Annotated in this window: 22 protein-coding genes; 10 read left to right on the forward strand and 12 right to left on the reverse strand. The window is 43.4% G+C overall.

The window, feature by feature from the left end; translation table 11 throughout:
* Positions 1–13: 13 nt before the first annotated feature.
* A complete protein-coding gene (locus tag PHF18_RS00370; RefSeq protein WP_300097033.1) occupies positions 14–403 on the reverse strand; it encodes a DUF473 domain-containing protein in 390 nt (129 codons plus the stop codon).
* A gap of 4 nt (positions 404–407) precedes the next feature.
* On the reverse strand, positions 408–1,157 hold the full coding sequence (locus PHF18_RS00375) for a proteasome assembly chaperone family protein (RefSeq protein WP_300097034.1): 750 nt from the start codon (positions 1,155–1,157) through the stop codon (positions 408–410).
* A gap of 472 nt (positions 1,158–1,629) precedes the next feature.
* Between PHF18_RS00375 and PHF18_RS00380 the strand changes: the two genes are divergently transcribed.
* The 5 genes from PHF18_RS00380 to PHF18_RS00400 all read left to right on the forward strand — a co-directional run bounded on the left by PHF18_RS00380 (position 1,630) and on the right by PHF18_RS00400 (position 7,625).
* Positions 1,630–2,217: a pyruvate kinase alpha/beta domain-containing protein gene (locus tag PHF18_RS00380; RefSeq protein WP_300097036.1), complete on the forward strand. Its 588-nt coding sequence runs from the start codon at positions 1,630–1,632 to the stop codon at positions 2,215–2,217.
* Positions 2,218–2,519: 302 nt separating this feature from the next.
* A complete protein-coding gene (gene tgtA, locus PHF18_RS00385) occupies positions 2,520–3,992 on the forward strand; it encodes a tRNA guanosine(15) transglycosylase TgtA (RefSeq protein ID WP_300097038.1) in 1,473 nt (490 codons plus the stop codon).
* 253 nt (positions 3,993–4,245) lie between these two features.
* The gene (locus PHF18_RS00390; RefSeq protein WP_300097295.1) at positions 4,246–5,187 is read left to right on the forward strand and encodes a UbiA family prenyltransferase; all 942 of its coding nucleotides are present in this window, start codon (positions 4,246–4,248) and stop codon (positions 5,185–5,187) included.
* A gap of 16 nt (positions 5,188–5,203) precedes the next feature.
* Positions 5,204–6,361, forward strand: coding sequence for an NAD(P)/FAD-dependent oxidoreductase (locus tag PHF18_RS00395; protein WP_300097040.1), 1,158 nt, complete (start codon positions 5,204–5,206; stop codon positions 6,359–6,361).
* 124 nt (positions 6,362–6,485) lie between these two features.
* Positions 6,486–7,625 carry a radical SAM protein gene (locus PHF18_RS00400; protein WP_300097042.1) on the forward strand — a complete coding sequence of 380 codons (1,140 nt, stop codon included), beginning with the start codon at positions 6,486–6,488 and terminating at the stop codon, positions 7,623–7,625.
* Between the two features lie 414 nt (positions 7,626–8,039).
* Here the strand turns inward: PHF18_RS00400 and PHF18_RS00405 are convergent, their stop codons facing one another.
* From PHF18_RS00405 to PHF18_RS00415, 3 genes are read right to left on the reverse strand one after another with little or no spacing between them, the layout of a single operon-like run.
* Positions 8,040–8,897 (reverse strand): coiled-coil protein, encoded by an 858-nt coding sequence (locus PHF18_RS00405; RefSeq protein ID WP_300097044.1) that lies wholly within the window; start codon positions 8,895–8,897, stop codon positions 8,040–8,042.
* 40 nt (positions 8,898–8,937) lie between these two features.
* Positions 8,938–9,645, reverse strand: coding sequence for a phosphoserine phosphatase SerB (gene serB / locus PHF18_RS00410; protein ID WP_300097046.1), 708 nt, complete (start codon positions 9,643–9,645; stop codon positions 8,938–8,940).
* A complete protein-coding gene (locus PHF18_RS00415; RefSeq protein WP_300097048.1) occupies positions 9,642–9,770 on the reverse strand; it encodes a hypothetical protein in 129 nt (42 codons plus the stop codon). Before PHF18_RS00415 ends, serB begins: the two co-directional genes overlap by 4 nt.
* Positions 9,771–10,049: 279 nt before the next feature.
* Between PHF18_RS00415 and PHF18_RS00420 the strand changes: the two genes are divergently transcribed.
* Positions 10,050–10,880, forward strand: coding sequence for a F420-dependent methylenetetrahydromethanopterin dehydrogenase (locus tag PHF18_RS00420; protein WP_300097050.1), 831 nt, complete (start codon positions 10,050–10,052; stop codon positions 10,878–10,880).
* Between the two features lie 174 nt (positions 10,881–11,054).
* On the opposite strand, the gene PHF18_RS00425 is transcribed toward PHF18_RS00420, so the two are convergent.
* The gene (locus PHF18_RS00425; protein ID WP_300097052.1) at positions 11,055–11,480 is read right to left on the reverse strand and encodes a DUF2111 domain-containing protein; all 426 of its coding nucleotides are present in this window, start codon (positions 11,478–11,480) and stop codon (positions 11,055–11,057) included.
* Between the two features lie 80 nt (positions 11,481–11,560).
* Entirely contained in the window at positions 11,561–12,223 is a 663-nt protein-coding gene (locus PHF18_RS00430) for a DUF166 domain-containing protein (RefSeq protein WP_300097054.1), read from the reverse strand.
* Positions 12,224–13,071: 848 nt separating this feature from the next.
* Between PHF18_RS00430 and tmk the strand changes: the two genes are divergently transcribed.
* Positions 13,072–13,689 (forward strand): dTMP kinase, encoded by a 618-nt coding sequence (gene tmk / locus PHF18_RS00435; protein ID WP_300097056.1) that lies wholly within the window; start codon positions 13,072–13,074, stop codon positions 13,687–13,689.
* 209 nt (positions 13,690–13,898) lie between these two features.
* On the opposite strand, the gene PHF18_RS00440 is transcribed toward tmk, so the two are convergent.
* Complete coding sequence (locus tag PHF18_RS00440; protein WP_300097058.1) at positions 13,899–14,195, reverse strand: hypothetical protein; 297 nt, start codon at positions 14,193–14,195, stop codon at positions 13,899–13,901.
* Between the two features lie 139 nt (positions 14,196–14,334).
* Positions 14,335–15,072, reverse strand: a complete 738-nt coding sequence (locus PHF18_RS00445) for a HisA/HisF-related TIM barrel protein (RefSeq protein WP_300097060.1) — start codon at positions 15,070–15,072, stop codon at positions 14,335–14,337.
* A gap of 114 nt (positions 15,073–15,186) precedes the next feature.
* On the opposite strand from PHF18_RS00445, the gene PHF18_RS00450 reads away from it, so the two are divergent.
* On the forward strand, positions 15,187–15,891 hold the full coding sequence (locus PHF18_RS00450) for a (5-formylfuran-3-yl)methyl phosphate synthase (RefSeq protein WP_300097062.1): 705 nt from the start codon (positions 15,187–15,189) through the stop codon (positions 15,889–15,891).
* Positions 15,892–16,049: 158 nt separating this feature from the next.
* Positions 16,050–16,619, forward strand: coding sequence for a metal-dependent hydrolase (locus PHF18_RS00455; RefSeq protein ID WP_300097064.1), 570 nt, complete (start codon positions 16,050–16,052; stop codon positions 16,617–16,619).
* A gap of 395 nt (positions 16,620–17,014) precedes the next feature.
* On the opposite strand, the gene PHF18_RS00460 is transcribed toward PHF18_RS00455, so the two are convergent.
* The 3 genes from PHF18_RS00460 to PHF18_RS00470 form a co-directional block, all read right to left on the reverse strand.
* Positions 17,015–18,820: a hypothetical protein gene (locus PHF18_RS00460; RefSeq protein WP_300097066.1), complete on the reverse strand. Its 1,806-nt coding sequence runs from the start codon at positions 18,818–18,820 to the stop codon at positions 17,015–17,017.
* The gene (locus PHF18_RS00465) at positions 18,813–18,965 is read right to left on the reverse strand and encodes a hypothetical protein (protein WP_300097068.1); all 153 of its coding nucleotides are present in this window, start codon (positions 18,963–18,965) and stop codon (positions 18,813–18,815) included. Before PHF18_RS00465 ends, PHF18_RS00460 begins: the two co-directional genes overlap by 8 nt.
* Positions 18,966–20,262: 1,297 nt before the next feature.
* On the reverse strand, positions 20,263–21,168 hold the full coding sequence (locus tag PHF18_RS00470) for a polysaccharide deacetylase family protein (RefSeq protein ID WP_300097070.1): 906 nt from the start codon (positions 21,166–21,168) through the stop codon (positions 20,263–20,265).
* A 2,135-nt stretch (positions 21,169–23,303) separates the two neighbouring features.
* Here PHF18_RS00470 and PHF18_RS00475 point away from each other — a divergent pair.
* A complete protein-coding gene (locus PHF18_RS00475) occupies positions 23,304–25,034 on the forward strand; it encodes a disaggregatase related repeat-containing protein (RefSeq protein ID WP_300097072.1) in 1,731 nt (576 codons plus the stop codon).
* The last annotated feature ends 371 nt before the right edge of the window (positions 25,035–25,405 follow it).

A 25,405-nucleotide genomic window follows, 5' to 3' on the forward strand; every position in this document is an offset into this window, starting at 1 on the left:
ATTAACGAGATTATTATCTGGCTTCGTAGCAGGAAATTTCTCTTGCGTCCACCCTCACTGGTTTTCCGAGTTCGTTTGAAACGACGCTTTTCACCCGTGCCATGCTCCTGCATTCAAGCTGAATACGAGCTGACATGGCTTCTCGTTCTTCACAATAGATATCGTTTGAACTGACAATAGAATGAACAGAGATCTGCATCTGCACAATCTTTGCTATAAGGGCTGAAGTCCCATCTGTAAGGTCCTGAAGGCTCGTAGAAGTTAGGAGAACATTATCTCCTGCATTGAGCCCGAGTATTCCGAAGAAGTTCTGCAGATTCCGAATCTCAAGAGTCCTTAGCTCGTGTTTCTTCAGGACCTCGATCACAGAATCAGCAATTCCTGTTAACGTTATATACTCCATGGAATCACCCGTACATTGGGAATTCCTTCTTTACTTCTCCTTTCTGCTCGGTAGTCTGAACATCTTCAGCAAGCTTATGGAGCTCGATTTCTATGCGTTCAGCCTGCTCTATAAGCCTATCAGTGCTGACCGAAAGTCCATACAGTTCATTAAGAACTCCAATCACAGCAGAAGCGGCTCTTGGATCCGGATTCTGGGTTTTTGTAGCCCCTAGAAGGCTAATTGCAGGAATCCCGCGCAGCAGGCATTCGGCCATTACGCTGCCTGAAATCCCGGAAATAGTCCCCATCTGGAAAATTTCTACCTTTTCCTTGATTTTATCCAGCATTTCCGACGTGGTAGCTGCCCCGAAAACCTTATGTTCCCCGTCCATAATGGCAATTCCTGCAATGGAAGCAACCTCCCTGACATTGATAGATTCAGCCCAGTCCACGAGAGCATTGCTTACATCGTAAGATACCGAGTGGCTGATCGGAATATCGGAGATGACTACAACGATGTTGTGCTCCACGTTTTCGTAGATTCTTACAGGCATGTTTATAAGCCCCTCATAAAGCACTGCAATTGAAGGGAAATACCTGGACTCAATGGAGCCTATATACTCCATGTTCATCTCTTCGATCATGTGCTGACTTGCTATATTCCCCACAAGCCCGATTCCTGGAAAACCTTCAATCAAAACAGGGTTTTTTGACTGCACAGGTTTAGTAATAATCTTCACGTCGTTGTTATCATAATCTGTAGTAGTTGACAAAAAACCACCTCAATGAAATAAAACCCCTAGATAATATATGCTAATCCTAAATAAACAAGTTTCTCAGCAGCCCGGGTCTGTGTTACCTTCTGCACAGACATCAATAGAAAAACATCGATGAATCCGGGATTCCGAAAGCCATAACCCTCTTTTTTATTAAAAGAGACTCCTTTTAATATATATCTTTTCTCATGACAGAGAAAAAATAATTCAGATCAGAAGCGTTTATTCTAATTACGATGCATTCTCCACCCAATGTTTGCTAAATGCAAACTGCGTTGTTGAAGGATAAGAAAAGGAGAGGGAAAAGAGTTTCATAGAAAAGAAGGAAGATAACAGGAAAGGGAAGATAACAGGAAAGGGAAGATAACAGGAAAGAAATCAAAGAACTGCAGAATAGGAACTGGAAAAACAGTCCACAAAAACAGTTTGTAAAAAAAGATAAAAAACCGAATACAGGAGGAATTAATTCATGGAAAAACCAATTCTTTATCTGGACAAAGTAGGGGAAGAAAACACAGACGCAGTTGTTGAGGCTGCAGCAAAAAGGGCAGCAGAACTTGGAATATCCCATATTGTAGTTGCCAGTACCAGTGGAAAAACCGCTCTTAAAATGGCAGAGGCAGTAAAAGGCAGCAACATCAAAGTAATTGGAGTAAGCCACCAGTACGGCCAGAAGGAAAAAGGCGAGTGGGAAGTAGAAGAAGAGTACAAAAAGAAACTCGAAGAACTTGGAGCAATAATCACTACTCAGTCACATATGTTTTCCGGAATAGAGCGTTCGGTCACAAAGAAGTTCGGAGGCTATTCAAGGATCGAAGTAATTGCGGATACCCTGCGCTCCCTTTTCGGAAAAGGCTTCAAGGTAGCTATAGAGGTTGCCATTATGGCAGCAGACTCAGGCCATATTCCGATCTCAGAAGATACCGAAATCATAGCCATCGGAGGTACAAGGTGGGGTGCAGATGTAGCTCTTGTGCTAAGACCGGCTCATAGCAACGACTTCTTCTCCCTTCAGGTAAGGGAAATCATCGCAATGCCGCGAGCAAAAGAAGACTGATCCAGGAAAAGGAGATTGAGGGGAAGAAAAAATGGAGAGAGGGGAACTATAATTTAGACGTAAATATACACCTGACGTAAATATACACCTGACTCGCTCAGACTTTGTAACCACAAAAAACGGAAGGCACGGAAAACAGAAAAAGGTCAACAATATTTGTAACTCAGTCCTCTTGATTGAAGCTCACTGTTATAACTCAGCAATTAGTCCTCTTGAGCGCAGCGAAAAGGACCGCGTACTCCCGAGGCGCAATTCGGGGTCCCCAAAGATAAATATATCTGATAGGCATCTATACCCCCGGCATGTCAGCGATATTTGAAATTCTCGACAAGGACGCAGGCGGCAGGATAGGTAAACTCAAGACCCCTCACGGGACTGTTGAGACTCCTACTGTCATGCCTGTAGTAAATCCGAACATCCAGCTTATCCCCCCGAATGAGATGAAAAGCTTCGGGGCAGAGATTCTGATCACAAATTCCTATATTATCTACCGGAAGGAAGAACTGCGAAATGTCGCCCTTGAAAAAGGGCTGCATGGGCTCCTTGGTTTTGACGGGCCAATTATGACAGATTCAGGCTCTTTTCAACTTTCAGTATACGGGTCTGTGGAAGTTACAAACGAGGAGATCCTCGCGTTCCAGCAGGAAATCGGGAGTGACATCATAGTCCCACTTGATATTCCGACTCCTCCGGACGTCCACTACAGGAGAGCAGAAGAAGAACTTGCGATCACTGCCGAACGCCTGGAAGCTGCCCGCAAATTCATTAAGGGCGAACAGCTCCTGGCAGGCCCGGTCCAGGGATCAACCTATCCTGAACTCAGGGAAAAGGCTGCATCCCACCTGAGAGACCTGAACTTTGATGTTTATCCCCTGGGAGCCGTTGTCCCGCTAATGGAATCCTATCGTTACGCAGAGCTTGTGGATGTAATTGCCGCAGCCAAAAAAGGCCTGTCTCCAACCTCACCGGTACACCTTTTCGGGGCAGGGCACCCTATGATGTTTGCTCTTGCAGTCGCTCTTGGCTGTGATCTTTTTGACTCGGCAGCTTATGCCCTCTATGCCAAGGACGGGCGTTATATTACTGTAAACGGGACGTATCACATAGAAAAACTGAACTACCTGCCCTGTTCCTGTCCTATCTGTACTAAATATACTGCCGACGAGTTGAAAAAAGCCAAAAATAAGGAAGAACTTCTCGCAAGGCATAACCTTTATGCAACCTTTGCAGAAATCCGGCTGATCAAGCAGTCCATCAAGGACGGAAAACTGCTCGAGCTTGTTGAACAACGCTGCCGTGCCCATCCGAAACTTCTTGACGGGCTGAAAAAGCTCTACACCCATTCCCCCTGGCTGGAACAGTTAGACCCTGCAACCAAAAGCACATACTTTTACTGCGGGCCGGAATCCGCCTCCAGACCGGAAGTCCTGCGTTTCGGAAAGCGGCTGGAAAGATTCAGCCTTGAGGGGTCGGCAATTATCCGCACAACTCCAGTGAAAGGGGAGAAAAGCTATGACCAGCTCCTTATCTTCAAAGCACCTTTCGGGGCATTCCCTGCAGAAATGGAAGAGGTATACCCATTCAATGCCGAGGTCTCAAAGTTTCCGGATTACGAAGCCCTCAGCACCGCATTTTCAAATATCCTTAAACTGATAGAGCTTAACCCGAAAGCGAAGTTTACCTTTGTCTGTGAGCGGGAGTTCGAGCACCCCTTGCTCGAAAAAATAAAAGAAAAGGCTGAACTGGTCTACAGGGACGCCTGGAAAAAAGAATAAGCTCCCCATACCCCCCAAGGGGCCTGGATTTTTTACAGCTTCTTTAATGGTTCCAGGGGTTCTCCTGCATCTCATAAACCCCTCCGCTACCTTCTCAAGGCAAGATTCTCCTGAAAAAGAGAAAAAGGAAACTTTTTTGAGATGCCAATGTTTATAGGACTAACTGTAAAAACCCCTGATAACACTAAAAACCTGACAGTTTCCGAAATACAACCAACCCCCAATAAAAACCAGAAAAGAACAGGTGAAAAGATTGTCCCTTACAGCAAGAATCGGGGAACTCAGCCCCTACCTCCGATTGCTGAGACCCGAACTCTACTACATGGACCTGACCCTCCCAGCCGCCAGTGCGATCCTTGCTTCATACCTGGCAACCGGAGGACTGCCCTTACTTGTCCCGTTCCTGATTGCCGTGATAGGAGGATTTGCGGCCATAACCAGTTCATACGTTTTCAATGACTGCTGCGATGTCGATATCGACACCATCAATATCCCGGACCGCCCCCTGCCCGCCTCGAGAGTCTCGAAAAATTCGGCGATGATTTATGCTCTCTTGCTTTTGCTTATCGCAGGTGCGGCAGCCACGTACCTGAACCCGGAATCCCTTGCCGTCCTATTTATCGCAGCTGCAACTATCACCATTTACTCAATCTTTGCAAAGCGCAGCACCTTCCTGAGCTTCCTGCCTGTCGGCATCTCCTACGGGCTTGTGCCTATCGGCATCTGGCTTGCCTTTGATCCTGCAGGGATTCTGAAAGGCAGCGACGGAGTGATCCTGCCCCTGCCCGCAATCTGCTTCGGGCTCATGATGTGCGTTACGGACTGGGCTTTTACTCTGGGAGGCGTTGCCAGAGATGTGGAAGGAGACCGGCTAAAAGGTGCCCCCACAATGCCCGTAACCTTCGGAATTCCTTTTACCGCCAGGTTTGTGACATTCTGGTGGATTGTCGGAGTTATTGCTTCAGTAATAATAGGCTGGTCAGCCAAACTCGGACCGGTGTTTTTTGCGGGAACTCTTGCCTCAGGGCTCTGGATGCTTGCCCAGTGCCTTGATTTTATCAAACATCCAACTCCTGAGAGGGGGGGGGCGCTTTTCCTTAACGGCTCAAACTACAGAGCAATAATGTTCGGGTCAATGATCCTGGACGTGGTGCTCTGCATATATCTTGGATCTTATACCTCCATTCTCTGGTGAAAAAGGATAGAAAAAAATGGATGCGGACATTATTGTAATTGGGGCGTCCCCTGCAGGGCTCATGGCTGCCAGAAATGCCTGTGAAAAGGGTGCAGATGTACTTTTGCTGGAAAAAAAGGAAGAGATAGGAAATCCTCCACACCCCGCGAACTCTTTTTTTAAGGGGATGCTTGACAGGTGCGGAGAAAAGGTAGACCCATCTTATGTCGTGCATTACCTCAAGGGGATGAAGCTCATCTCCCCGGAAGGACGCGAAGTCATAGTAGAAACACCCGGTTATTCTATCGATAAAACGAGATTTGACCGGTTTTATGCTGAAAAAGTGATGAAAACCGGGGTTGACCTCAGGACAGGAATAGAAGTAAAAAGTATCCGGAAAGAGGGAGGGGAATTTGCCATCAGTACTTCGGCAGGGGTGTTCAGGTCGAAACTCGTAGTAATTTCCGACGGCATAAATTCAAAAATGGCCTCCCTTCTGGGCCTGAAAACAATGAAACATCCGGAGGATATTGCCTGGGGAATTGAGCTGGATGTCAGAGCCCCTGGTCTCGGGAAGCCTGAAATGTTTGAGTACTATGTGGGAAACCATGCTCCCGGCTGGAAGACCACATATGCCCCCAGAGGAGGCGATAATGCCGCGATTGGAGCTTATGTGCGCAGATGTGGCAAGGATGCCACACCTTACCTGAATGCCTGGGTGGAGCGTTTCAAAAAGCTTAAAGGGCTCGAAGAACTTGAGGTTGTAAGAAAACTTTCCGGGGGAGACCCTATTGTTACCATACCTGGTGAATACATAACGGATGGGGTAATGGTAGTTGGAGGAGCTGCAGGGCAGTCCGGAATAGGCTATGCTATGAGGGCAGGCCAGATATGCGGAGACGTGGCGGCAGATGCTGTGAAAAAGGGAGATGTCTCAAAAAGTGCTCTTTTGGAATTCCGGAAAACCTGGGAAAAGGAGTTTAAGGTCGAGCATTACCTGGGCCGTATAGGGCTTGAGACCCTCAGGAAGATGACGGACAGAGAAATAGATGAAATGGTAAGGGTATTTGAAAAAGAGGACCTGTCCTTTATCCACGGCAGCTCCTTTGAACAGGCTATGCAGGTATTTATCTTCACGTTGAAGAAGAAACCCTCAGCCCTACTGAAATACAGGGCATTCCTGAGGGATAAGTAAACTGGAGACGAAAGGCAAGCTGGAAAAGATAAAACGGAAAAAACGGAAAAAGACAAAACCGGAAAAAATAGAACGGAAAATACATAAAGGAAAAAACCACCAGAAAGCCAGATGCAGGGAAAATATGCAGTACGAGTTTTATAAAAACCCCCTTTTTAGGGTTTATGCTGAAATTGAAGATGGGTGCTTGAAGATGAAAACAGGTGGATTAGCATCTCCACTCATGAAAAAAGTCCTTACGGCAAACATCTCGATATTTGACGGCGAAAAGCCTGCAAATGTAGAAGCTGACCGCCTGATCTATTCTACCTGGATGCCTCCAATTCCGAGTCCGGGCTTTGACCGGCTTGTGAAGAGCCAGCTATCATCAATGTTCGGGAAAAATATACCTGACCAGGTAACAATTTCAATTACAGAGGACTGCCCCAACAACTGCATCCACTGTGCCCTCCCTGATACAAAGAACAGGACAAAGCTTACACCCGAAACTGTTAAAGATGTAATCGACCAGGTGCTCGAAATGGGCACAACATTTATTATTTTCGATGGAGGAGAACCCCTTACCTATTCGGGTCTTGAAACCCTGATAAGTTACGTTGACCCTGATAAAGCCATTGCCGGCATGTTCACCTCAGGAGTGGGCCTGACAGAAGAACGCGCTCGAAGCCTTAAAGCTGCAGGGTTGTATTCCCTTACAGTTAGCTTTGACAGCGCATATGAGGAAAAGCACGATTATGTGAGGGGCAGGAAAGGGGTTTTCAAAAGCGCAGTTGAAGCGGTCAAAAACGGACTTGAGGCAGGGCTGCTTGTAAACATATATGTGGTGCTTTCAAGGGATAATGTCAATGAGCTTAATGAACTCTATACTCTTGCAACGGAGCTTGGAGTCCATGAACTCTCTTTCTATGAGATAGTGCCAACCGGCAGGTGGATGGACCATGCTTCCGAGATCATGACCCCAAAAGACCTCCGGAAATTTGACAATTTTGTGTCCCGGGCCCAGGAGAAAGAAGGACCCAGGGTTTTTCCAATTCCGCAGGTTATGAAGACCACAGGCTGCATGGCAGGAAAAAAGTGGCTGCACATCACACCTGAAGGAAATATCCTCCCCTGTGCCTGCATTCCTATCCCCTATGGAAATGTTCACATGGATAAAGTAAAAGATGTCTGGAAAAAAATCAGGGACGATCCCGTATATAACGCAAAATGCTGCCTTATGAGAAACCCCGAGTTCAGGGAAAAATACCTGAAGATTCTGGAGTGAGCTTCGGGTTTTTAAAGTAAATTTCAGATTTTTGAAGCAGGCAGACCTTAAAAATCATAACAGTTCTTTTTTTCCGCATCCTCTGTGCGGTCTGAGCTTGCCTGCACAGCAGACAAAAGCGAAAGCACAGCCGTGCGAAAGTACACTGCACGAAAGTAAACTGCGCGAAAGTACACTAACAGAATATCAACCGTGAGCTGGGAGCAGCGAAAAGTGAACAGGGGATATAAACAGGCAGTAAACAGGCAACATTAAACAAGCAGCAGATTCCAGTACTGCTCTGATAACAGAAAACTAAGCTAGCAACAGGAAAATAAGCAGGTAATAGAAAAATGAGTGCAGGTAAAGGTTTGAAACCTTCACTTGCAACGAAAATTAAAAATTTCAACGAACAAATTGATTCTATGTGATTGATTAGACTAAACCAGACCGCTGAAGAGTCATCAGGTCTTCGGTAGTGAGTTTTGCTCCGCCCTTGAACTTATCGAAAATGGATTTTGCATCCTTCTGAAGTTCGGACTTAACAACGCGGGACTTCCCGTCTTTGTCTTTCTTCTTAAGCTTGAAGATTTCTTTATCGAGATCTCTGATTTCCTTCTGGGCATTGATGAAAATCTTATGTTGTTCGTCAGCTGCTTCCTGGGCTTTTACAAACTCCCTGTGTGCAATGTCTGAATCTGCCCGGGTTCTGTCAGCTTCCTTGAAGGCGTTAATCATCTTCTCGTGGAATTCCTGGGCCTGCCTGGCGTATTCTGCAAGCTCATTGTGGAACTCTGAAGCTTCGTCCCTGATTTGCTGGGCTTCATCCAGGATATCTTTCAGTTCGAGGTTGCCCTCAAGCTGGATTTTTTTCTCATGGTATTGTTTCTGAAGCTCTGCAATCTTGCCAACAAGTTCTCTTTCCTTGCTTGTGCTCAGAACTTCGGTCTGCTGGGTGAATTCAAGGCGATCGATATCTTTCCTTAAGGCTTTGATTGAGGGCCCGCCAAGGTTGTTCTGCTTCCTGATGGAATCTGCCTTTGCAAACAGATCATTGGCTCTGGCATTGGTTTCATCGCGCTTGTTCTTGTATTCACTGACCTTCTCGTTAATCTCGTCCCTGAGAACTTTTAGTTCCTGGGCTTCGTTGATAAGGTCTTTTGTCTTCTTGTTCAGGTCGTTGCGCTTTGCGGCAAGCGCGCTGGCCTCAGCGTTTAAAGTATTTCTTTTATCTTTGGATTCTTCAGAAATGTCCTTCAAATCTGATCTTTTTTTCTGTAATTCCTTTAGCATCTCTTATTGTGCCTCCCGATCCAGCAAAAAAGCTGGCATTTTAGTAGTGTTCGATGTCGACATGCTGTGCCTGATTACAAAATTGATAAGAAAGAGATTCAAGAACAGGGATCACGGCTCTCAGGTCTTTTATTGTTATGACCACGTCCGCATATTCCCTAAGTATGGGCTTTGGATTGAAAGCTATGGAAAAACCTGCTACCTCAAAAATACAGGCATCATTTGCGCCGTCCCCGACAACCACACACTGCTCGGGCCTGACATTGTAAAGCCGAGCCAATTCCTCGAACACCTTTGCTTTGGAATCGCTTTGTGTGACAGGACCGACAACTTCGCCCGTGAGGCAGCCATCTTCAACAAGCAGTTCGTTGGAAACGACGAAATCAATACCAAGCGTTTTACCTACTCTCTCGGCAGCTATGGTAAATCCACCGGAAATCATCGCAGTCTTATAACCCCGATTTTTAACATACAGGACAAGTTCGGCTGCTCCCGGCATAAGATTTATCTGATTTACAGCATCAAGGGCAGTTTCAAGGGGAAGTCCCTTAAGAAGTCTGACCCTTTCTGCAAGCGCTTGCTCGAAATCGAGGTCTCCATACATTGCCCTCTTCGTAATCTCCTCTACTTTGCTTACAACACCTGCGGCTCTGGCGAGCTCATCGATGGTCTCAGCATCTATAAGGGTACTATCCATATCAAAAACAATGAGTTTGTTTTCAGTAGAATTATGTATAGGACAGTTCACTCAATCAAAACCTGGACCTGAATAGCTATATATATAGCGGGGCAATTCCCGAAAAAGGGCATGCCGCCCGAAGTACCGTTTTCAGGGTACCCCCGCAGCTTGATAGAATATATGTGCCCTGACATTAAAAGCCCACCAACGGATAAAGTTCTTCAAATTATAATGCGGGTTTCGCGAAAACAAAACCACAAAACAACAGCATTGATGTCAACGTTTTTGAGTGAAATAAATCACATCCCTTTTAAGCTTTTCGGAGGATCGATAAATGATACCGAATAATAATTATAAATAGGGCAGATATATATAAAATAAGAGGGATAAGAAAGAGAGATTGCCAAAAGGATTATAAACCCTTTAGGAATTCCACTATTGAAGAAAAAGGTTAACACAGGATTTTGAGAAAAATGGTCAACATAGGTTTTATAAAAATGGGCAACCTGGGAATGAGCCAGGTTATCAATCTGATCCAGGATGAAATTGCAGCGCGAGAGGGAATTACTGTAAGATCATTCGGTACTGGTGCCAAAATGGGCCCTGCAGAAGCGGCAGACACCGAAAGCTTCAAGCAGTGGAATGCTGACTTCGTGGTAATAATCAGTCCGAATGCAGCAGCTCCAGGCCCGACCGCAGCCCGTGAACTCTGGAAAGATGTACCCTGTATCGTAGTTTCAGACGGTCCTACTAAAAAGGAAGCCCGTGAGGCTTTTGAACAGGACGGTTTTGGATACATTATCCTCCCGGTAGACCCCCTTATCGGAGCAAAGAGGGAATTCCTCGACTCCGTCGAAATGGCGTCCTTCAATTCCGATGCAATGAAAGTCCTCTCCATCTGTGGTGTTGTAAGACTTATCCAGGAGGAACTCGACAGGGTAACCGACCAGGTTGCTTCCGGAAGGACAGGAAAGGAGCTTGAACTCCCGCATATCTTCGCAAAACCCGAAAAATGTGTAGAACACGCAGGCTTTGCAAACCCTTACGCAAAAGCAAAAGCTCTTGCAGCCCTTCACATGGCTGAGAAAGTTGCACAGGTTAATTTCCCTGCTTGCTTCATGTTAAAGGAACTCGACCAGGTATGCCTCACAGCCGCAGCCGGGCACGAGATAATGGGAGCTGCAGCAATACTCGCAACTCAAGCAAGAGAAATCGAAAAGTCCAACGATACAGTCTTCAGACAGCCCCACGCAAAGAGCGGAGTCCTGTTGAAAAAGGTCAAGTTATACGAAAAACCACAGTAAACACCAGAAAACTTTTCCTGGTTTAAAAATCAGGATCCTGGATTTCAATAAAGACTGGAGGAATTGGATAAATGTCCTCTCAAACCTTGAAAAAGAGAGGGGACAAAATCCTCCAATAAAATCCAATTAGTTTTTTCCTTTTTTATAGAATGGTTCTCGGAACCTGTTTCAGCTTCATTTTTTTGCATCTTCTACTTCTTGCAGCACAGAGGTATATTCCTGAAAGACAGAAGGAAGATCAATTGTAGCCAGAAGGTCCACAACCCCGAGAACCGCAACAACCTTCCCATCCTTTGAACGGATAGGAGCAACTACCACATGTTTTCCGCGGTACATGCCTTCTGCGGGAACTTCATGGGCAATTTTGTTGGTCTTTAACACCTCTTCGAGAACGGGTCCTGTATAGTCCCGGTCAAGGATTTTTCCCTTTTCCAGACGAAGCCCTTTTCGTTTGAGGCTTCTAATGGTGGTAGGGAGTCCCATTAGTGAATGCACTGCAAATGCTATTGGCTCAAGGTCTTCAGGCCCTGAGTCTTCTGATATAGATAGGGAAATAATATTTTCACCCCCAAAAAGATACTTGGCAATCAGTACAGGCAAAAAACAGGAATTTCAGAAAATAAAAAATGGGTCCCATTCTTCTGCCATATTTAGATTATATTTTTCCAAGGAATATATAATCACTCCTCATTCTCAAGCGCTGTTATGAGCGCCTGCTTGTGAAGTTCTGCAGACTCATGAATCCCCCCCATTTCACCCCTGATCGCCCGGCATGGATATTGCTGGACCAGCAACCCGGCTTTTGGGGGAGCATCTTTTACCGGCACTCCGACAAGTTCCTTAGCCATATGCCAGGTACTCCCGCAGGGGGCACCTTTTATGACCTCAACTTTAGCGATTTTTCCGTTTTCGGTCTTAACTTTCAAAACTGGGGACCCGAAAATATCAGCAAATGGACGGTTGAATGAGTTGGGTTCAAGGGTACAGCAAGTTTCATCCACCTCTATATCCATTCCGGAAGCTTCGGAAATCTGTTTAAGTTCGGGAACCGATGCCCTGGAAGACCCTCCCGGTATAATCAAAGAGCGTACCCCGGCTTCTGCGGCAAGCTTTGCAATTGCTGAGGTCAGGTCAGGGTGCAGGGAATAGGTAACCACGAGATCGGCAGAAAAGACACGCAGGTCGAAATTCAGGTTTTCCAAAAACTCATCGGGTTCCTCAATAAATATGGGCACGAACTCGGGCAGGTCGACAGTTACAACTGAGAAATCACTGTGCTCCTTTACAACGTCAACAAGGCGATGCCCGTACTTGCCCCGTGTGATAACTCCTATTACGGTCATTACTTTAAGCTATTTTTAATGTTTACATAAATAGATACTCATTCATGCGTCTTCGGTTAAGTGAGGAATCGTGATAAATTACCTCCATTCCCACAACAGTTATCAAATATTTTTAGAAATTGAGAACTGGACACGGTATCGATTTCATGTAATCAGGCCAAAATTTAAGGTAGACTTCTAATGCAAAATCGATACTTTCAGGCAAGAAAATTCCTTAACCGAAGACCAATGGATACTCATTTCATCTGAAACTGCTGCCCTGACCTGCCAGCTACCCGAGGCTCTCTGGAGAGTATAAATACAGCTAATGCATTTGAATGAAAACCTGTAAAGAAAAAAATAAAAAGGCGGTCCTTGTCAACTACCCGCCACTAAAGTGGCAGGCATGTTATAGTGCCTAGGTTGACCAGATCACCGATTGGAGTAAACAAAATCGGTAACCGATATGCAAGAATACAACAATAGTTACCTTCGAATGTCGCCTCAGTTTGAAGCTCTAAGGATGCCGGTTAAAAGCCCTAAAGGGTTGTGGGCGGTGCTTGCATCAAACAAACCTTGCAATATCAGATCGAGAGGAGGTCGGATTCCTTGATTGACTGGTTCCAGCTTTGCTGCAACACTCCAACTTCACGAAGTTGAAGTCCTTCCATCTACGCTGCAACACTCCAACTTCACGAAGTTGGAGTCCACAATCGGGATACGCATTACTCTACGAAAGTAGAGGGGAGCTAGTTTTTAGCTCCCGTCCAACTTATAAAATATAATCTAAAGGAGGGATGAAAGCAAGTACGGGGATGTTTACGCATTCCTCCCATGTCTAAAGACACGGGTATCCTGCTTATTTTATTATGAGAGGCAAACTGATCACACTTGAGGGGATTGATGGTTCAGGTAAAAGTACGGTTGCAAAAAAACTTCAGGAAAATCATGAAATTCGTGTTTTTGAGCCTATCTTTACCAGAGAGCCTACAAGAGGCACCCTTACTGGAAATGCTGTCGAAAAAGCAATCCAGTCGGATACCGACCAGCTTGCCGAACTATTCCTTTTTACAGCTGACCATGCTGAGCATCTGGCAAAGCTTGTAAAACCTGCACTTGAAAACGGGAAAACCGTGATTTCTGACCGTTATTCCGACAGCCGCTATGCATACCAGGGAATAACCCTTAAAAACCGCATAGAGAACCCGCTTGAGTGGGTGAGAGGCCTGCACAGAGGCTGGACCGTTGTTCCGGACCTTACTATTCTATTTGACATTGAACCTGAAATCGCAGTTAAGCGATGCGGGAAGCGAGGAGAACAAACCAAATTCGAAAAGATAGAATTTCTACGAGGAGTCAGAGAAATTTTCCTCAGACTCGCCGCAGAAGAGCCGGGACGGTTTATAGTAGTTGATGCTTCTTGCTCTCCAGAAAATGTGGAAAAAACAGTCGTGCAAAAAATTCTCGAGTTTGTTCAAAGGGATTGAATTGGAGATTTACTGGCCGTCTACTGGCCATCAACTGTCCCTGAACTAAAGACCCAGGGGTTTTCTGCTAAGGGTTTATGAAAACAAGTTTTAAATTGAAATCAAAGAGTAAGGCAGGAAATTAACCTGAAAATTGATCCAGACGATTAAATTCGAGAAATAAACCTCGAAAATAAATAAAAAAATAAAAAAAGAAAGTGAAAGCCCGGTTAGAGCTTGTTATCATCCGCAAACTTGACCAGGGCTTCCGCCAGCATCCGGACGTGCGAGGGGTTGAGATTGAAGCGGGACTTTTTCACTCCCCCACGCTCTTTTGCGAGCTCTACATACTCCTTTTCAAAACGGTCGCTGTGCGCCAGAGAGATGGTCATGTACCAGCCGCCCCCCATCTTAATTTCAGTATACCCGTCTCCGTTGTTTTCTCCTGTACGCTCCTCTACGGGCTCTTCAATGCGCTCCTCTACAGGCTCTTCAATGCTCTCCTCAGTTACCTTTCTTGTTGCCATACTGTAACCTCGTAAACTCTTTGTTTTGATGGTGACATCCGATGAACTGGATATAAATCTGCCAATTGGGTTATAAAGATACTCAATGCCTTCTATATCAGAGGCATAAGGCAGAGTATAAATCTTTCCCGGAAATTCATTAATTGCTTTTCTTTAGATTTTCAAGTCCCCGGCTCATCACTTCCGGAGGAACCAACCCTGAGTGGATTGCAGTTGCCACCAGAGCGCCCTTTATACCAAGCCTGTTAAGAGCAAAAAGATCCTCCATACATCTGACCCCACCTGCAAGCAGTACATCGTGTAATGAGCCCTCAGCCAGTTTGCGCAGAAACTCCGGGTCAAACCCAGAAGCTGTGCCGACCCTGTCAAGGTCGAGAAAAATCAGGTCTTTTAAGGGAAGCTCGTTTAGAAGCTTTACAATTTCAAAAGGATCTTCAGGGATCTCAGGGTCCAGTTTCAGAACCTTTCCATATTTAACATCAATACTGACACTGATACGTCCCGGGTTTTTGAAAGCTGCGTCTTTGATTACTGCAAGCTTGCCGGTCTCCGTGCCTATAACCGCAGTTCCTGCAATAGAAAGTGCTTTTTCAACATCCGTTAGAAAAGAGACCCCGAAATCAAGCATTGTATCCGCCTTTAAACTAACTTCCCGGATAATCTCCGCATTAATATCGAGAGGACCTTTGACCTGCAGTGCGTTAAGGTCGGCAATGTAAACTTCTCTAGGGCGTAAAGCCCCAACTATTTCCAGGGGAGCTGAGGTCCGGCACACCACACTTGAATCCGAAACCGGGCGGTAATTTTCCCTTACTCCGCCTTTTGCAAGAACCACGTTACGGTTAAATATATCCATTACAAAAATTACACGGAACATACTTATTCCATAGCTGCATCATCCTATAAAAAAATATAAAATAAGATTACTTATATAAAAAAGCGTAATATACATCATTGAATATTTAACTTCATTCTTAATAAGAGGCTTTTTATGAAACTGCTTGTAAGTCCAATAAATCGAGAGGAAGCAATTCTCGCTTCCAGAGGCGGCGCAGACATTGTAGATGTCAAAAACCCAAAAGAAGGTTCCCTTGGAGCCAATTTCCCCTGGGTAATCAGGGACGTTAAGGAGGTTGTAAACGGCAGGCAGCCGATAAGCGCAACAATAGGAGATTTCAACTACAAACCCGGAACTGCCGCACTTGCAGCCCTTGGAGCAGCAGCAGCAGGAGCGGATTACATTAAAGTAGGCCTTTACGATATCCAGACCGAAGCACAGGCCCTTGAGCTGCTCACAAAGATTACAAGAGCCGTAAAAGACTATGACCCATCAAAAAAGGTTGTTGCCGCAGGATATTCGGACTACAAACGCATTAATTCGATTTCTCCTATTTTACTCCCCGCAGTTGCTGCAGAGGCCGGAGTAGATGTTGTCATGGTAGACACTGGCATCAAGGACGGGAAATCTACCTTTGAATTCATGGATGAAAAAGAGCTGATAGAGTTTACTGACCTTGCTCATGAGCACGGGCTTGAGAGTGCAATTGCTGGTTCCCTGAAATTCGAAGACCTTCCGGTCCTCGAAAGGATAGGACCCGACATAATTGGTGTTCGGGGTATGGTATGCGGCGGAGACCGAATGACTACGATCAGGCAGGAGCTAGTAGAAAAACTCGTGTCTGAGTGCCAAATCTGAAAAGTTCTGTACACAGTAGAATATAAAAACGGCGGAAACCTGTAAAAGGGGGAAACCTGTAAAAGGGGAAAACCTGCAAACAGGGGAAACCTGTGCTGGCATGTCTTTCAGGCAAGCCAGCCAAAAAATAATTATATGTTATCAACTTTTTTAATCTGATGTTTATTCTCGGGCATATAGGCATTACTCTGGGGATCTTCTATTCCCTGAACCGGTTATTGCCGAAAAAGAATATTCCAGTAGACTTTAAATGGATCGCTTTTGGGTCTCTCCTTCCGGACTTTATCGACAAACCCCTTGGCAGGATAATTCTTGCAGAAACTATAGGAAGTGGGAGAATCTTTGCCCATACCCTCCTCTTCGGAGTCCTGCTGGGACTGGTTGCAGCTTATGCCTTCGACCGAAAAGGCTGGATGATACCCCTTGTTGTTGCAGGTGCATCGTTCTGCCACCTGCTTGAGGACCAGATGTGGAATTCACCTGACGTCCTTTTCTGGCCGCTTCTGGGATGGAAGTTTCCAAAAGATACATTTTACGGAGGTTTTATTGAGTACTTCATGAAAATCCTGACAAATTCATACAATCCGGCTCATATAGGCGTATTTATCCCGGAAATAATAGGGTTGGGTATTATTCTCCTTTTTACAGCCAATTACATAAGATCAAAAATAGAAGGAAAAAAGATCAGCTCTCAAACAATGAAAGAGGAAGCAAAAGGACATAAATGATGAAAAAATCAGCCCCTGAGTAATCGGTTTATGTATTCCAGAATCAGAGGCTGAAATCTTTTGTATTTCAGTCCTAACCTTGCAAGGATAAAGCCATATCATAAGGCATATAAAAAAAATCGCCGGGTTTTTCTGCGAGTTCTAATATTTATCATTCCTCTATCGCTTTTATTTTGAACTTATCTCTTCTTTGTTGTCTGAAAGTCGCTCTCCTGCGTCGAGCATGACAAATCAAAGTTGCGCTGGCGCACCCCGCAGCAAGCTAGCGGGGTATTCGACTGAAAATAAGTCCTCTTGAGCGCAGCGAAAAGGACCGCGTACTCCCGAGGCGCAATTCGGGTGGTGCAATTCGGGTGGTGTAACTCGGGAAAGTAAAATAAATAAAAAAAGCAGACTCAAGGAGTATGCCTGTAGATTTTTATGTTAAGAGAGTCATAAATCTTGTACAGAGGCTTATTGTCCTGAGTTTCAGAGCTGTTTCCGGCTGAAGAATATCCCATATCGGGTCCTGATTTTTCCAGGTTCACCTCTGAGAAAGTTGTTACTACAAGGTAAAAGGGTCCGTTCGTGCCATAATTATTCAAAAAAGTTACATCCTCAGGACGGTTTGCAGGGGCTGACCTGGATATGGTAGATCTCTCAGGAAATGCATCATATTGTCCTGGACTGTCGGCAGAGTTTCCTGAATAGGTATAACCCACTTTTTCTCCAGAAGACATAACATAAGGGTCTGATGCTTTAGCTCCTACTAGCCACTGTATTCCTTCAACCTCATTTTGTGCGATAGCTTCCGAGATTCCACCGGCATACGGGGAACTAAAACAACTGAAAAACCCTAAAGTCCAGAGAAGACCCAGAACCAGGATTGTAGCGCCAAGACCAGTTGTATATCCCTTCCTGAGAAGAACAATATAGAGAGAGTACCCCAGAAGCGGAATCTGGGCAAAGATGATGAAACTTAAGTTTGCAAATCTATCCGGTGGGTAAGGGATGAAGGGGTTTAAGAGAAAGCCCAGTTCCAGGAAGAACGAGGCTATGTACAGGAATAAAAAGCGGGGGTACCTGCGGACAAAGTGGTGACAGAAACGTTTGCGATTCTGCCATACTATTACTGTATTGATAACAACAAAAATTAACGGAATATAGTACTTGCCGTAATAGAGGTTGAAAAGGTGCATGAACTCGAAAATTCCGGGTTCCATGCTTGGAATTGTGGCAAAACCCTCAGATGTAAGAGTCTCAATACGCCAGGCAAGCACCGGGAGAAAAATATCAAAAAAACCTGAAGCGTACTTTGCGCAGAGCAAGAAGCTGCCCGAAGTAAATGACAGGAAGATAAATAGAGGAACTATTCTTCCCGAAGAGATGGAAAGGGAGTCTTGAGTAAGGTCTTTAAAACTGACAATTTTTCTAAGGAGCCCTGACTGCATGGCTTTACCTGCAAAAGTGAGCAACAGAGCGAAACATACCAGATACGTGAAGATAAAAGGATGAGCTAACGGAAGCAAAGGTACCATAAAGAGCAGACAAACAACCATCATCTTCTTGTTTTTATCAGAGATTGTATTCCACAGCAAAAGGAGATAGATAGGAACAAGGCAGAAAGTGAGGTAGTAGGGAACCGTTGATACCTGGAAATGCCCGAAATATGGAATAACCGAAGAGAGAAAAGTTATCGAGACCAGCTTTTCCCGGTTCATAAAGCCCCGGTAGAACAGAAACATGCCGGTAATAAATATAATCGAAAAGAAAACCGGTAAAAAGTAAGATAGTGCCTGTGTCTTCATTCCTGAGACCAGAGCCAGAGCTGAGACCAGTAGAGGGCCGGTCGGAGAGAGATCTGAAAGGACAGAAAAACCTGGAGAACCGAAAATCCCTGCATTTCCTGCAAGAACCAGGTATGAAAATTCATCTCCTCTGCCCACTGAAGCATAACCAAGCATATACGGGATTATCAATACAATAATATGAACAAGTATCAGTGTGAAGACTGCATTAATCCTTTTATATGCAAGAAGCAGAAAGCAGGAAGAAAGGTAACATAAGAGCAAGATCAGATAAAAATGGAAAGGAAGCTGTTCATAGATATTAACTACGTATCCTTCAGGCTGGATTTCCCTGAGAACAAAGAGATTGTAAACAAGTAGTAACAGAGAAAACACTGATATCAAATTTAAGATATTATTGTTGAGTTTAGACAATATGTCCCCCATCCTTCCGGAAAGTTACAGAGTCCAGTTTCCGCACCTTTATATAAGAACTTTCCTGAAACAGTGCCTCTACTCCCATAGAGTCTGCTTTAACAGGCAGCTTGCGGCAGGTAAACTTCCGTTCTAAAAAGTTCATTTTATATAAAAATTTCGTATCCCTGTTTCTCCTTTTTAAATTCCGTGTACCCAATTGCTCAACAAATAATTAATTGTTGTGCCTGATACACAAGTTGAGATTCTGGTTTTCAAGAGAATTGATGTTCACAGATTGTAAGGACGGAAACCCCTTTGCTTTAGATTGGAGAGGAATTCCATTAACTGCACCAGCATTCGTTTTGCGATCCGTGATCATTAAATCAGACCTCATTTTCCCATTATCTGCCATCTCAGGCCCTTTTCTGGGAGGAAAAGCACCGGTTAGGTAGTAAAGGCTGTTATCAACCCGCCTATAGTGTTCTGCCCTGTTAGCAATTAAGCAAAGAATTTGAAGCGAAAACTCTATGCTTTTAGCTTGGAGTAGTTAACATAAAGTAAAAATCCCCAGGAATTAAAGGCTTTCGAACTTTGACATAGAACTTTGACATATAATATATATATTTGAACATATTACCATTATTTTTGACCGAAGCATATAAGAGATTAGAAATGTCAGGCGATTGTTATGGATGTTATGCAAATATCATAAAAATGAATCAAGTTCCAACCCTGTTTAGTTCATTTTTAACGTCATCACATATTGAATTAGTCCACCGAGTGGTATTTATATGGTTTCCACCGTCCCCATAATAAAAACCATTTTATGGCGTCTTGTTATAGAGATTATGTGTTAGATCCTACATAGTGGGAAATTAGTTATTTTTGTTACACATTAATTTAGTAGATATATATATTCCTCATATTTATATAAAAATGCTTTGAGTATAACTTTCCGCAGGTGTTCTCCAGGAAAGAACCATTTTCACACCATCGTTTTTTTGGGAATTACTCCAAAATATGCAATTATTGTCTCAACTGAATCTTCAGAAATGAAAGTTGGAAGTTTTCAATGGAGACAAGAGGTCGAAAAGTGTGGGACATTTCAAAAATACACATTTGAATTCCCAAAGAAATTATAAGAAAAAACGAATGCGTGGAAATTGAAAAAACATCTATGGGAAGGGGGTTGAATTGTTGCCCAATAGAATTAATTTTTTGTAAATGACGTGGGAAAAGTTGCCCTCGCGCACCCTGCGGCAAGCTGAAAGATATTCGAAGAAAGAAAACAGGCATCCGAAAATAATATTTAAAGGGCAGGAGTTCAGTTTCTTTAAGAATCCTGACGCCTTTAGATTTCCTGGCTATGTACCTTTGTATGATGATGTATTCAGAAAGATCTATTCAGAAAACAGCAAAATCCTGCCTGACTTTTCTGCTGAGCATCAGGAAGTTCCCTTTCAAACACATGATACTCCTGAATAATCCCTCAAGCATGTTTTATCAACGTCTCTCAGTTTGCTAAGGATATGCCTAACCCTCTGTTCAACAAGCCTCCCTTTTATGCACCAGTAAAAAGGCCTGTTATTGCCAAGAGATGGGAATCTGGCACAGGAGATATCCAGTGGATGGAAATAAAAAATGGTGTGCCCTCTTTTAAGGCTCTGCATAAGCCCATCCAGTATAAATGATGATCCAAGGAATCGAAGCATAGGACCCCCTGATGCAGGAAATTTAAATCCATGTTGACAATAAGCCCATGGGAACTCAATAAAGTTCCGGTCACTGCCTGCTTCAAGATCAGTCTTCACAGGATAATAGGGGAAGGACGAAACCGTACTAAGAGCTGAATCAGTTTTGTTGTAAAAGGAATTTACTGAAACAGATGAATCATACTTAAATCCCAGCTTTTCGAGGGAATCAACCATCCACCCGCCTACCAGGGCATTTGGTGCCCTGTAGCCAACCAGCTTTTCTCCACTGATTTTTTCAAGCATTTTCTTTGCAACCAGAGTTCTTTGCTCAAAATCCTCCACACTCATTAACTGTTTTTTTGTAGCAGGGTCGATTTTACAGGCATGATTTAGCCCATGGCAGGCTAGCTCGTGCCCCCTATCTGCAATTGACTCTACTAATCCGGGATAGTGCTCAATGGTGTCTGCAACGACAAAGAAAGTAGCATTTATGTTGAATTCATCAAGAAGATCCAGAACCCTTTTTGTGGGCTCACTCAAGAAATCATACCTACCGGTCCAATTCTTGAAGAATTCATCTACGTTCCTGTAAACCGAAAATGGAGAACTGCAGACAGAAGGAATATGATACCAATCTTCAAGATCTACCGTAACTGAAAGACTACCGGTCATTAAACCCCTCACTCCGAGATGTATTTCCAAATATCGTGAAACTAGACTGAAAGTTTCATTAAGAAGGAAAATTTCGCAACTATGTTACTCCCTCTTAGAAAGCCTCCCTACATAAACTAACACCCCAAGAGTATAAAAGATTTTTTGATACACCAGAAGAAAAAAAGAGTTAAAAAATACTCAATTAAGTAAAAGGGACTTTAACGGCGAAAACAAGATAAATAAATTTTACAAAGAGGATACAGATAAATAGAATTAAATAGAATTAAATAAAATATATTCCCATAAATCAACTAGTTGAGCACTCACTGAAATGTTGGGACTCGAAATAAAGCAAATAACTTTATTAATTAAATTTTTTTCCTGGAAAAAAGAAATTTGGATTTCCCATAAGTAAACAGAATGACGTTTTTTTGGAAGATGGTTTTTAGAGAGAGTTTACTTATGCAGAGCTATAATAAAACGGTATAAAGTACTGGTTTTAAAGAAGCTGGCAGCAAGAAAGCTGATTTTATGGAAAAGGTATTCGGGAGAAAATATTCTGCTCCCGCTATGAGGCCAAGAATAAGGAATAATTCCATGAGAATGATCGCATTTAAACCTGTTTTTTAGAGTAAAAATCAGACTAATTGCCCGCAATATACGTTCCAGGTTTCGGGCCTGTAGGGCAATAAAAAACCCTTAGTAACACTTAGTATTTGTATCGAAATAACTTAGGCAAAGAATAATTTAGTTGAAGATAAATCATTCAGCTTGATAGTGAAAGTTATTTAATCATTCCAAAATATTGCCTATATTATTTCGCCGCAGATTTAGTTAAAGCAAAAATAAGTTATAATGGTTACCTTTCCGCGTGTGAGGCTGGCAGGATGCAGGCGTTTCATAAATCCAGCCCGGATGAGAAAATAGCATTAGAATCACCTCGTATTTCGCCAGAGAAAAAAGAAAAGAAAACTGCAAATAATTTATCCCAAACACTGCTGCCAAATAATTCAGTCAAAAAGATAACAATATAAGATTTTTATAAATAGATCCCATGGATTGTAAAGAGAACTTGATGCGAATCTCAAAAGTTCATAGATATAGAAAAACAGGATGAGTGAACTATCACAATCATCAATCATAAAGGTTCAACCCTGAAAATTCAGGTAACTTGTTCTATAAAAACTGCTTTTATTCATCTAGAGATGCGTACAAGAATATAAAGTGTCCCGAAAACATTATAAAAATATATAAAAAAAATAACAAAAATAATTTATAATAGAACTACATAACCTCCAAAGATAACTCAGTATTACATAAGTAAACAAAAGTTTCGCAGATGAGTTGACCGGGCTAAAAGCCATGGCTTATAAGAACAGGAAATATTTTTCAGAAAGGAGAAATAACCTGTAGTTATAACAAATTTTGAATAAAAATTCAGAGCCAGAGCTTCTAACGTCCGACAACCTCAGAAAAACCATCCACTCATACAGTGAAAATGAAGAGTGGAAAATCCTCTGCACCGTGTCCGCCCCACAAAAACGCAGAGAACCAAATTGAAAAGGTTCAAAAATATTACGAAGACGTAATTAAAATTTTTGAATTACCGTATAGACCCGACATAATTAGATGTTTGAGATAAACTCGGTCTAATTAGATAGTTTAGGAAAAAATTACGAATACGTAATATGGAATTTTGAGAAATATCTGGGAAAAAGTATACGATTATCCTGGGTTTTTTGAGTTTACTCAAATTCTAAATCCAATCAGAGGCGATACGATGCTAAAAAGACAGATCGGACCCCTATTCCTGATAATGTGTCTTAGTTTAACGGCCGTATGTGCTTTGGGAAAAAATATACTATAACCCTACAAATTTTTTGGATTTACTCAAATTCCAAATCCAACCCAAAGGTGATACGATGCTAAGAAGACAGATAGGAACCCTATTCCTAGTAATATGCCTTATTTTAACAACCGTACCCGCTGTGTTAGGCGCACAGAATACAATAACTGTAAATGCTCCATCTGGATCAGATGCCCAGACTGCAATTAATAATGCAATAAATTCTGCAGCATCAGGTGCAACATCAAGTAACCCGGGATATGTTCTCCTTGGTGCTGGAACTTATAAGATAAATGCACCTATAATTTTGAAATCTAATGTAATACTAAAAGGTGCAGGCGACAGTACAATAATCTTTGCTACTAGTTCAGTTTGTAACTCCGAGGGGTCACCTGCATATGTATTTGGGTTAGAAGTTTCTAACGTTGAAGTATCTAACCTTCAATTCAAAAGTGAAGCAACTGGACCGAGTGACGGAGGACATGGAGACTATCGAAACTGCATAAAACTCACGTCTTCGACTAATAGCAAAGTACATGACATTTTATTCACCCGCTATCTGTATGGTGACGGTGTCAGAATCGGTGACAGTTCTGGAATAGAGGTATATAATTGCAGAATGAAGTCCTCAGGACACGATGGCGTGGCATTTTTGTCCGGCACCAGGGATTCCAGAATGTATAACTGCTATGTTGAGGTTCAGACCAACACAGGGGTCAGGGTAGACAACTGTGCAAATATTGAAGTAGACCATAATACCTTCACAGGTAGTGCCGGGTCTGGCTGGTGCTGTGTTGAACTGGAAAATACACTGACAAATGTGAATGTCCATCACAACATTATGCATGATTACAAAGGATCAAGCAGCAGCGCAGGCGTTGGAAATTGGAATGCAAAAGGATCAATTAACGTTTATGATAACGTTATGTGGAACGTGTCCCCTTACATTGAGGTAGGCTCAGGCACAAACATATTAGGACCATCTGATCACAGTGTTGAGAATTGGGTAGCGAAAGGGTATGGATATGGCTCTATTGGCAATTCTTTAACTGCTGGAACAGAGATAAAAGAAACCGAAGTTGCAACGACCAATGACCAGACTACAGTTAACGACAATACTGTAACAGAGACGGCCTCTGCTGGAACAGAGACAAAAGAAACCGAAGTTCCAACGACCAATGACCAGACTACAGTTAACGACAATACTGTAACAGAGACGGCCTCTGCTGGAACAGAGACAAGAGAAACCGAAGTTCCAATGACCAATGACCGGACTACAGTTAACGATAATACTGTAACAGAGACGGCCTCTGCTGGGACAGAGACAAAAGAAACCGAAGTTGCAACGACCAATGACCGGACTATAGTTAACGACAATACTGTAACAGAAACTGCCTCTGCTGGAACAGAAACTGCTTCTGAACAGGAAGTCAAAGCTGAGAAAGTATCAAATGCAACAGGCATTGTTATAGACAACCGCCTAAGGGAAGCATCTCCTGATACAGTCTACCAGGATAAGGTGTATATTGACATAGGAGGCAGGCCTGGAGTAGGAAAGTATAGAGATCTGCTCCTGTTTGACCTGAGTGAGTATAACAATGCTGAAAATATTAGCAATGCAACCCTTTCCCTCTACTGGTATTATCCTGACGGACGGGAAAGACCAGAAGATGCGGTTGTGGAGATATACAGGCCCGCAAAAACCTGGAATCAGGAAAATGTGACCTGGAACAGCAGGGATAATGGTGTGCTCTGGACACAACCCGGAGGAGACTGGTTCGACATGAATAATGTCTCTCAGGGAGACGCACCGTACGCTACGATAACCCTGAACGGAACCGATATACCGGACAACAGGTACTATGAGCTGAACGTAACCGATCTCGTAAAAGAGTACGTCAGCGACGAGTACGAAAACACAGGCTTCCTGATTAAAACCCGTAGCGAAAATGCGGATTATGTAGCATTCTACAGCAGCGAGATCGAAGATGAAAACAAGCGTCCAATTCTGAATATAGAAGAAAAAGCTGTAGCTTAACAGCTCAAATTCCAGGAAAAATAACTCAGCGAGTCTGGAAGTGCGGAGATAATAAAAAGACCTCCGTACCCTCCGACCTTTGAGCTCTTCCAACTTATTTTTATCATAATGAAGAATTGGTTGCCCCTTACTACATAGTTTTCTGGCATTAGAAACCCCAGCATAGGTAATGCTTTCGTGTTAATCTGCTGTAGGCAGCAAGCTCAAGTGGGGAACTGCAAATGAAAAAAGACCGCTAGATGCCACTAAAAGCTATTTAGGACTAATACCAACCACTTAAACAGGGAGCACAAAAAAATTGGTTGTCCCCTGCTACATGGTTGATATTTTGAAATTCGAGCCCCAGCACAGCTACTGAGTTCGTGTATATT

Source organism: Methanosarcina sp., from assembly GCF_028693135.1.
In the GTDB taxonomy this organism is placed as follows: Archaea; Halobacteriota; Methanosarcinia; order Methanosarcinales; family Methanosarcinaceae; genus Methanosarcina.